This window comes from Staphylococcus sp. SUC_1.2 (assembly GCF_026222585.1).
In genome coordinates, this window is record NZ_JANJPM010000050.1 from 1 (window position 1) to 9,185 (window position 9,185).

11 protein-coding genes are annotated in these 9,185 nt (G+C 29.6%); 9 read left to right on the forward strand and 2 right to left on the reverse strand.

What is annotated here, in order from left to right; translation table 11 throughout:
• Positions 1 to 655 precede the first annotated feature (655 nt).
• The 6 genes from NR218_RS12020 to NR218_RS12045 all read left to right on the forward strand — a co-directional run bounded on the left by NR218_RS12020 (position 656) and on the right by NR218_RS12045 (position 5,324).
• Positions 656 to 1,114, forward strand: a complete 459-nt coding sequence (locus NR218_RS12020) for a DUF1307 domain-containing protein (RefSeq protein ID WP_016931397.1) — start codon at positions 656 to 658, stop codon at positions 1,112 to 1,114.
• 680 nt (positions 1,115 to 1,794) lie between these two features.
• Positions 1,795 to 1,896 (forward strand): type I toxin-antitoxin system Fst family toxin, encoded by a 102-nt coding sequence (locus NR218_RS12025; RefSeq protein WP_016931398.1) that lies wholly within the window; start codon positions 1,795 to 1,797, stop codon positions 1,894 to 1,896.
• A gap of 182 nt (positions 1,897 to 2,078) precedes the next feature.
• Positions 2,079 to 2,726: a response regulator transcription factor gene (locus tag NR218_RS12030; protein WP_256262890.1), complete on the forward strand. Its 648-nt coding sequence runs from the start codon at positions 2,079 to 2,081 to the stop codon at positions 2,724 to 2,726.
• On the forward strand, positions 2,726 to 3,868 hold the full coding sequence (locus NR218_RS12035; protein WP_049426552.1) for a sensor histidine kinase: 1,143 nt from the start codon (positions 2,726 to 2,728) through the stop codon (positions 3,866 to 3,868). The genes NR218_RS12030 and NR218_RS12035 overlap by 1 nt, the downstream gene beginning before the upstream one ends.
• A 75-nt stretch (positions 3,869 to 3,943) precedes the next feature.
• Positions 3,944 to 4,360: a DUF2231 domain-containing protein gene (locus tag NR218_RS12040; RefSeq protein ID WP_016931400.1), complete on the forward strand. Its 417-nt coding sequence runs from the start codon at positions 3,944 to 3,946 to the stop codon at positions 4,358 to 4,360.
• Positions 4,350 to 5,324 (forward strand): cation diffusion facilitator family transporter, encoded by a 975-nt coding sequence (locus NR218_RS12045; protein ID WP_029376696.1) that lies wholly within the window; start codon positions 4,350 to 4,352, stop codon positions 5,322 to 5,324. The genes NR218_RS12040 and NR218_RS12045 overlap by 11 nt, the downstream gene beginning before the upstream one ends.
• 271 nt (positions 5,325 to 5,595) lie before the next feature.
• On the opposite strand, the gene NR218_RS12050 is transcribed toward NR218_RS12045, so the two are convergent.
• Together NR218_RS12050 and hxlA are read right to left on the reverse strand one after the other, a co-directional pair.
• Positions 5,596 to 6,114 (reverse strand): type 1 glutamine amidotransferase domain-containing protein, encoded by a 519-nt coding sequence (locus NR218_RS12050; RefSeq protein WP_016931402.1) that lies wholly within the window; start codon positions 6,112 to 6,114, stop codon positions 5,596 to 5,598.
• Positions 6,115 to 6,202: 88 nt separating this feature from the next.
• Positions 6,203 to 6,838 (reverse strand): 3-hexulose-6-phosphate synthase, encoded by a 636-nt coding sequence (hxlA, locus tag NR218_RS12055; protein ID WP_053020041.1) that lies wholly within the window; start codon positions 6,836 to 6,838, stop codon positions 6,203 to 6,205.
• Positions 6,839 to 6,939: 101 nt separating this feature from the next.
• On the opposite strand from hxlA, the gene NR218_RS12060 reads away from it, so the two are divergent.
• From NR218_RS12060 to NR218_RS12070, 3 genes are all read left to right on the forward strand, one after another.
• Complete coding sequence (locus NR218_RS12060) at positions 6,940 to 7,290, forward strand: winged helix-turn-helix transcriptional regulator (protein WP_053023833.1); 351 nt, start codon at positions 6,940 to 6,942, stop codon at positions 7,288 to 7,290.
• A gap of 204 nt (positions 7,291 to 7,494) precedes the next feature.
• Positions 7,495 to 8,991, forward strand: coding sequence for an L-lactate dehydrogenase (quinone) (lqo, locus tag NR218_RS12065; protein ID WP_016931414.1), 1,497 nt, complete (start codon positions 7,495 to 7,497; stop codon positions 8,989 to 8,991).
• A 9-nt stretch (positions 8,992 to 9,000) separates the two neighbouring features.
• Positions 9,001 to 9,111: an SE2200 family small protein gene (locus NR218_RS12070; protein ID WP_076690092.1), complete on the forward strand. Its 111-nt coding sequence runs from the start codon at positions 9,001 to 9,003 to the stop codon at positions 9,109 to 9,111.
• The last annotated feature ends 74 nt before the right edge of the window (positions 9,112 to 9,185 follow it).

Here is a 9,185-nt window from a genome sequence, read left to right on the forward strand (position 1 = left end):
AATAGAAATTGTCTTTTTTCACTTATCCAAGAACTTTATGTCCCGGACTCTTTGATTGAAAATATGTTAAAAATGCCTGGGTACAATCGGGGTACAAAACGCAAAAAATGTATACCTTTTTAAAATCTCTGTATCCCTTGAAATGTCTGGCTTCGCCAGACCATACATTTTTTAATGTATGCAAATTTCCCTTATGCTCTTACAAAGAATTTGGAGCCAATTCAAAATTCGGTGGTTTTTTGAAAGAAATTGCTCCTGCAGGAACTAAAAAAGTTGATGATTTTTTGAGCCATTTTATGCAAAATTTTAGTTTGCATATAGATGGGCAGTGTCTAAAAATCCGTCACTGGTTTTGCTCAAATTTTTGTTTGTGAAATTAAAATATATTTATTTGGCTCTCATTTGCGTTTTAAGAGCCAATATAAGTTTTTGGGTATAAAAAACTATATAAATAACTCTAATTTTTCAAAATTCTCCTTTAAAATTAAAAATAAAAGCATAAAGTGAGAAATGAATAAAATTATTGAATTTTGTTGTTTATAACAATTTCTTTTTTCGCTAAACTTAATATATTTTTAACTAAAGTAAGGGTCATATTTTTAGGATGAATGGTATATAATATTTTATATAATATTAAAACAAAGGAGATTAAATTATGAAAAAAGTTACTGGTTTGGTAGTAAGTATTGTTTTTTTAATTACTTTATCTGCTTGTGGAGCTGAAAAAACTAAAACATTTGTTGGAGAAGAATCTAATGTGAAAATGGAGGTAACTTATACATATAAAGGGGACGAAATAATTAAACAAAAATCTGTAAATACTTTGAAATATAGCGATTTTAGTCTGAATGATGATACATCTAAAAAAATAATGAAGGAAGCAATAGAGAAAGAAAGTAAAAAAATGCAAGACGTTAAAGGCGTAAAGGAAACTGTTAAAGAGAATGATGAAGGGATTGTAGAAACTATAACTATAGATTTAAAAAATGCTGATATTGATACTTTAAAATCTAAAGATATTGTTAGTATGTCTGGTAATACAGGGAATGGTTTTAGTATGAAGAAAACTGAGAAGGAAATGAAAAAAGAAGGTTTTAAAGAAAAAGAAGACTAATTTTGACTTAATATATTTTATACACTTGGAATAACGTTAGCAAAAAGCTGGCGTTATTTTTTATTTTTAATGATTTTTATAATTAAAATGTTCAACAGGAATGATTGCTCAAATTTTTATTTGATTCTCATTTGTATTTTAAGAGCTAATTTAAAATTTTAGGTATAAAATTATATAAATAACTCAAATTTTTCAAAATATCGCCTTAAAATTAAAAATAAAGGTATTCTGATTTGTAATAAAGTAGAATATAAAAAAGAGCTACCATTTAAAATTTAAGTAGCTCTTACTCACTTTTTGGCTGATTAAAAGTGGCAAAGTATTAAAAATCAAGAAAGAATATTTTAATTATAACATAGCAGTTATGACGAGAAAATTTATTGATCGTTGAACTCTTAACTAAATTTGTAGACGAATGTCGGTATAGCGTGAGCTATTAAACCGACCATTCGACAAGTTTAGGGATTGTCAAGGGTTCTGAGGCTAAACGTCAATAAAGCAATTTTATTTTTTGAAAAGAAAACAAAACGAGTTTTTCTTGTCTTGATACTATAAAAAAGCAAAGATATAACATAAATGACTTAGCGGAAGTTAACTATTATCGCATATTTAGAGAGGATATAATATACAGGTCGCCTATCTCTCAGGCGTCAATTTTGACGCAGGGAGGAGGTGTAATTATGCTTGATAACTTTGTTCACATCATGACCACAGCAGCGAGTGGTTGTATCGTCGCATTATTTGCGCACTGGCTACGCAATCGCAACGATAATAAAAAATAGGCGACTATAGCCACACCTAAAAAAATCCCCTCACTACTTCCGATAGTGAGGGGATTGGTGTAATATACTTAATAACTTTGTTAAGTATATTATAACACTGGTTAGCGGAGTAATGCAAAATAGAAGAAATAATAATGATTGGAAAGAGATAATATGAAAATCCTCTTAATTGAAGATAATATATTTATGGGGGAACTAATCCAAAAAATGTTAAGGCTAAAAAATATCAAGTGCATTGGCTTAGAAATGGTATTGAAGTAATGGAATACTTATCAGATACTTCTTATGATATTTTATTAGTGGATTGGATGTTACCTAAGCGTAGCGGACTTGAAATTATTAAAGAAATACGAGATAAAAATATAGATATTCCTATTATTATGTTAACCGCTAAATCACAGACTGCTGATAAAGTTTCCGGGTTAAACATAGGTGCGGATGATTATTTAACAAAACCATTTGAATTTGAAGAATTAGAAGCACGTATACTGGCAAACGTTAAACGTTTCTCTAGGACACAAACTATGCAACAAAATACTAAAAAGATAGGAAATATAACATATCACTATAATCAGCATCAATTTACCATTAATCAGAGAATTATTGACTTAACACTAAAAGAATATCAATTATTAGAATTATTATTTTTGTATGAAGTGGTACCGAGAAATTTAATTATTGAAAAAATTTGGAATATCGATCAAGTAGTAACAAGTAATAATGTAGATGTATTAGTTAAACTACTTAGAAGTAAATTAAAAGCAATAAGAGCTTCTCTAAAAATTAAAAATATACGTAATATTGGATATAAATTGGAAGTGAGTGATTAGTGAAAAAACATTTTGGAAAAAGTTTTATTAAGTATGTAGCATTATTAATCTTATTGTTGATTATATTATTCATTTTTATTATTTTGATATTTAATTTTAACATCAATAAAGAAATTAATGAAACATCAGAAAATCAAATAACCAGTATAAAACATGCCATAGAACAGCATGACAATGTGAATCAAGGGCATGATTATTTTATTGTAAAAAAGCATAAGGTTATAAGTAATCATACTCCTTTCTCTATAAGAGAGCTTCAAAAAAAATTTATTGGAAAAGAAAAAAATAATATTGATAAAAGTAATAAAGGTATTTTCGATGTTAGGAAAAAAGTAATTTCAAATCAGCGAATATTATATAGTCTGGCAAATGTTAAGGATTTCTATGAAACGAAGCAAGTGTTAGTTAATGTACTAACGATTGGATTTGTTTTTGCGTTTATATTAATGGCAATGCTGGCATATTATTTAGCCCGACAATCAGTAAAAGCTTATGAACAACTAATGAATGAGCAACAACTGTTTGTGCAAAATGCATCTCATGAAATGAAAACACCAATAGCCTCTTTTTTATTGAGTACACAATATTTAGAAATGATTGAAGGTCATAATATAAGCATGGAAAGTAAGAAAACGTTGCAACAAATGAAAACGGAAGCACAATATATGCAACAACTCATCGAATCTATGTTAATTGATACTAATGAGAAAAATGAAATAGTACCTATCAATGTTTCAAAAAGTTTTGATGAAGTAATTCGAACAGCTGAGCATGTCTATCAATCAACGATAGAAAGACGCTATAAGTCTCACTTAATATTTACTATGCATTCATTACATGCTAAGCAAATTATTAATATTTTAGTGGAAAATGCTTACCGTCATAACACTAATAATACTAAAGTGAGCGTTAGTGCATTCAAGAATTTTAATGGGTTACAAATAGAAGTTTCAGATAATGGTATCGGTATTCCAGAAGAGGAACAACAACATATTTTTAAACGCTTTTATCAGGTTAATCAAAATCAGAAAGGCTCAGGTATTGGATTGGCACTTTTATATAATATTGTTAAGCAGTATCATGGAACTATTGAAGTAAAATCTATAGTAAAACAGGGTACAACTTTTATTATAAAATTATAAAAATTTCAGTTTCATTTCAGTTTCATCCTCTATATTTAAAGCATTAAGAAAAAGAAGTTAGAGGAGCTGAATAACATGCCATTACATCCATTATTTGTGCACTTTCCAATCGCATTATTGTCATTAGCAACTATTATCTCTATTCTACATTTGTTTTTGAAGAAAATTAATTTATCTATCACATTAACCACGCTTCTTACTACAGGTATGGTATTTGGAATTATTAGTTACATACTTGGAGACAGTGGAGAGGCATTTGCTATCCAACATTATGGGATGCAACATGTTGAAAAATTAGTACATTTACATGAAACATTCGCCTTAACGTCGCTTATAACATATGGGTTTGCAACATCAACTCAAATAGGTAGTATGTGGTTTATAAAATATAAAAAATTATGTACAGGTGCGACAGTTATATTGACGATTATCGGATTTGTACTACTTATTATTACTGGTCATTTAGGTGCAAGTATCACTTATGGAAAATAAAAAGGGGAGTAGGTATATGAAACAAACATACTTTCACCATGTAGAACATAGTAAAGTCCAAAAACAATCTAAAGTAACATTATGGGCAACGCTATTAATCACTTTATTTTTTACCATTGTAGAACTTACAGGAGGAATATTATCTAACTCTTTAGCTTTATTGTCAGATTCCTTTCACATGTTAAGTGACGTACTTGCGCTCGGATTATCAATGCTGGCTATTTACTTTGCAAATCGTAAACCAACAGCACGTTTTACTTATGGTTACTTACGTTTCGAAATATTAGCAGCATTCTTAAATGGTTTAGCACTATCAGTAATTTCTATTGGTATTTTTTACGAGGCGATCATACGTATAGTTTATCCTAAGCAAGTTGAAAGTGGATTAATGCTTGTCATAGCAACAATTGGTTTAATTGTAAATATTGTGTTGACAGTTATATTAATGCGTTCTTTAAAGAATGAACAAAATATCAATGTACAAAGTGCATTATGGCATTTTGTTGGAGATCTATTAAATTCAGTAGGAGTCATTTTAGCAGTTTTACTAATACATTTCACAGGTATACAATTATTCGATCCTATTTTAAGTATGGTCATTTCAATCATTATTTTTAGGGGTGGTTATAAAATTATGCGTAATGCTTGGATGGTATTGATGGAAGCTGTGCCACAAGAATTAGATACAGACAATGTCATAGAAGCAATAAAATCTATTCCCGACGTTATCGATGTTCATGAGTTTCATTTATGGGGAATTACAACAGATCAATATTCTTTAAGTGCACATGTTGTTCTAGATAGTAGAAGTAGTATAGATGCTTTTTTGGTTATAAATGAAATAGAAGATTTATTAAAAGAAAAATATGGAATATCACATACCACAATACAAATAGAACATTTAGATATTAATCATCTTAATGAACCTTATTTTGAAAATGTTAAAGAAAATATAAAAAATTAGTAATTTGATTGATAATTAAACAACGTAAAAAAGGTTTATCTAACACTGATAAATTCCTATTATGTAAAGAGAAAATCCGAGATCTCGGATTTTTTTCTTGTTTTTAGAAACGAGTAAAAACGAGTTTCTCCTTGTCTTGATATTGAAATCGCAATCAATTTTACATCCTTTAAAAACTTCGAAGAATAATTTAATAAAAAAACCATCGACAAAGTGTATATCTTTATCGATGGTCTAATCTATCAAATAAATATTTATAATTAATCTTAATTTATGCTTCTAATTGTTTAATAATCTCTCTATTGAAATCATCTAAGTCATCTGGTACACGACTTGTTACAATATTGTTATCTACTACAACTGATTCATCGACAACATGTGCTCCTGCATTAGATAAATCTTTACGTACGTTGATAACACCAGTTATTGTACGTCCATTTAAATCATCAGTATCAACTAGTAAAAGTGGACCATGACAAATCGCAAATGTTGGTACATCATTTTGAGTAAAGTACTTAGTAAAGGTACCATAACGTCCTTCTTCATCACCACGTAAATGGTCAGGTGAAAATCCACCAGGAATTAATAATGCATCATAATTTTCTGGTTTAGCATCTGCGATACTAACATCTACAGTTACTTTTTTACCATGTTTACCAACAACTTCATGATTAGCTGTATCACCAATAATCTCAGTCTCAAATCCAGCATTTTCTAATGCTTCTTTTGGACTAGTTAATTCTATATCTTCAAATTCATCTGCTAAAATGATTGCTACTTTTTTAGTCATATTACAACATTACCTTTCAATTATAATTTTTAAATCTAGATATTATATACACTAAGAAGGGGGGAGTTTAAACATATATTAAAAATGGTTAAGCATTTCCATCAATTATATCACGACATTGTTTAGCAGCAGCTTTTGGATCGTCAGCGTTTGCTATGCCACCACCAACAATAATTAAATCTGGTTGTTCAACTGCCACTGATTTAATTGTATCGGGTTTGATACCACCTGCTACGGCTACTTTTGAATTTGAAATAACTGATTTAACAGTACGTAAACTTTCTAAAGGTGATACACCTTTAGCTTGTAAATCGTAACCAGTATGTACTGCAATATAGTCAGCACCCATTTTATCTAATTCAGCTGCACGTTGTTCTAAATTTTGAACCGCGATCATATCAACTAATAATTCTTTGCCATGGTTATGTGCTTCTTCGATAGCACTTTTAATTGAAGCATCTTCAGAAACACCCAGAATTGTTATGATGTCAGCACCGAATTTTACAGCTTGACTTACTTCATAACTAGCAGCATCCATAATTTTCAGGTCTGCTAATACTTGTGTGTTAGTGACTGATTTACTCATATGTTCAACAGCAGATAGTCCTTCATTTATAACAATTGGTGTTCCAATTTCTACAATATCAATGAATTCCTCTACTTCTTGAGCTAATTTTGCTGCTTCTTTTTGGTCTAATAGATCGATTGCTAATTGTAATTTCATTAAAGTTTCTCCTCTCTATCTTTTATAATGCTATTATGGTATTAGTTACTTCAAATAACAATACTGACATTTTTGTCACTATATAAAATGGAGGATTTGTTTTGTTAATTGAATATAATAATAAAGAATTTTATACATCGAAAGATTTAGCCCTGTCTGTCATTGATGGAAGATGGAAAATTGCCATTGTTTACCATCTTTTACAAAATGAGCGCTTAAGATTAAGTGAATTACAAAATAAACTACCTGATATCAACCAACGAATGTTAATAAGACAACTTAGAGAACTAGAACAAGATAAAATTCTTGAAAGGACGGTTTATCCAGTAGTCCCTCCTAAAGTGGATTATAGATTGACTGAAATAGGTTTAAAGCTTGATAAAGTAGTCTTTTCAATTTGTGATTGGGGAGATGATTTTCTAGATACAGTTAAAAGTAATAATCATAGATAACGAGAGAACCTACAATTATCAGAAGTTTTCACCAAAAAAGGTGCATTAAAGTTTTACAAAACTTTAATGCACCTTTTAGAGCTTTTTAGTTGCTTTTAAATCTATTCTTTTATGGAATAGGTCGTATTAAAAATGAGTATTTTTATTATAAGATGAATTGTATTACACTACTACTTAGTCACAAAAAAGGAAGAGGAATCATTTATGAATACTAAAGAGTCAAAAACAGTTGTCATTATTGGTGCCGGGGTATTAAGTACTACTTTTGGTTCTATGCTTAAAGAAATAGAACCTAATTGGAATATTAAACTATATGAACGTTTAGATCGTCCAGGAATTGAAAGTTCTAATGAACGTCATAACGCTGGAACTGGTCATGCTGCTTTATGTGAACTGAACTATACAGTAAGAAAACCTGATGGCTCAATTGATATTGAAAAAGCAAAAGAAATTAATGAGCAATTCGAAATTTCGAAACAATTTTGGAGTCACTTAGTTAAAAATAAAAGTATTTCTAACCCTAAAGAATTTATTCAGCCTTTACCTCATATTAGCTTTGTAAGAGGTAAAAATAATGTTCAATTTTTAAAAGATCGCTATTATGCGATGAAAGATTTTCCGATGTTTGACAATATTGAATATACGGAAGATATTGAGGAAATGAGAAAATGGATTCCTTTAATGATGAAAGGGCATAATTCGAGTGATATTATGGCCGCTAGTAAAATTAATGAAGGTACCGATGTTAATTTTGGTGAGCTTACTCGAAAAATGGCTAAAAATATTGAACAACATCCAAATGCTAATGTTCAATATAATCATGAAGTCATAGATTTTAATCATCAAAAAGGTGGTAAATGGGAAGTTAAAATACGTCAACGCAATAGTGGTGATGTGCAAACAGAACTTGCTGATTATGTATTTATTGGTGCTGGTGGTGGAGCAATTCCATTACTACAAAAAACAGGTATTCCAGAAAGTAAAAATTTGGGAGGGTTCCCAATTACAGGTCAATTCTTAATTTGTACTAACCCTGATATCATAGCCAAGCATGACGCTAAGGTATATGGTAAAGAGCCCAAAGGTACACCACCTATGACTGTACCTCACTTGGATACGCGTTATATTGATGGTGAACGTACACTATTATTTGGCCCATTTGCTAGTGTAGGTCCTAAATTCTTAAAAAACGGTTCAAATTTAGATTTATTTAAATCAATTAAACCATATAATATTTCAACGCTTTTATCTGCCGCAGTAAAAAACTTACCTTTAATTAAATATTCGTTTGATCAAATATTAATGACTAAAGAAGGTTGTATGAATCATTTACGTACGTTTTATCCAGAAGCACGTGATGAAGATTGGCAGTTATATACTGCTGGTAAACGTGTACAAGTCATTAAAGATACACCTGACCATGGAAAAGGTTATATTCAATTTGGAACGGAAGTAGTTAATTCTAAAGATCACTCAGTTATTGCTTTACTAGGAGAGTCACCTGGAGCTTCAACTTCAGTTTCTGTAGCTTTAGAAGTACTTGAAAAAAACTTCTCAGAATATGAATCAAAATGGACACCAAAAATCAAAAAAATGATACCATCTTACGGTCAATCATTAGTTAATGATATTGGATTAATGAGAAGCATTCGAAAACAAACATCTAAAGACTTAGAATTAAATTATTATGAAAACAAATAGAGAAAAGGAATGACAAATTTGAAAAAATTATTTGTAACAATAGCTATTTGTACTATTGGTTATAGTGTACTTAAGCGCTATCAAAAACATGTAAATAAAATACCAAATATTGAATATTAAATTTATCTATAATCGTCAAGAGTATAATATCAATAGTATCTTTTATATTGAAAAATTGAATAAACTAATTAAAA

Excerpts from the sequence above, each read along its gene's own strand:
- NR218_RS12020 (WP_016931397.1), top strand. The coding sequence starts at position 656 with ATGAAAAAAGTTACTGGTTTGGTAGTAAGTATTGTTTTTTTAATTACT.
- NR218_RS12025 (WP_016931398.1), top strand. The coding sequence starts at position 1,795 with ATGCTTGATAACTTTGTTCACATCATGACCACAGCAGCGAGTGGTTGT.
- NR218_RS12040 (WP_016931400.1), top strand. The coding sequence starts at position 3,944 with ATGCCATTACATCCATTATTTGTGCACTTTCCAATCGCATTATTGTCA.
- NR218_RS12045 (WP_029376696.1), top strand. The coding sequence starts at position 4,350 with ATGGAAAATAAAAAGGGGAGTAGGTATATGAAACAAACATACTTTCAC.
- NR218_RS12050 (WP_016931402.1), bottom strand. The coding sequence starts at position 6,114 with ATGACTAAAAAAGTAGCAATCATTTTAGCAGATGAATTTGAAGATATA.
- hxlA (WP_053020041.1), bottom strand. The coding sequence starts at position 6,838 with ATGAAATTACAATTAGCAATCGATCTATTAGACCAAAAAGAAGCAGCA.
- lqo (WP_016931414.1), top strand. The coding sequence starts at position 7,495 with ATGAATACTAAAGAGTCAAAAACAGTTGTCATTATTGGTGCCGGGGTA.
- NR218_RS12070 (WP_076690092.1), top strand. The coding sequence starts at position 9,001 with ATGACAAATTTGAAAAAATTATTTGTAACAATAGCTATTTGTACTATT.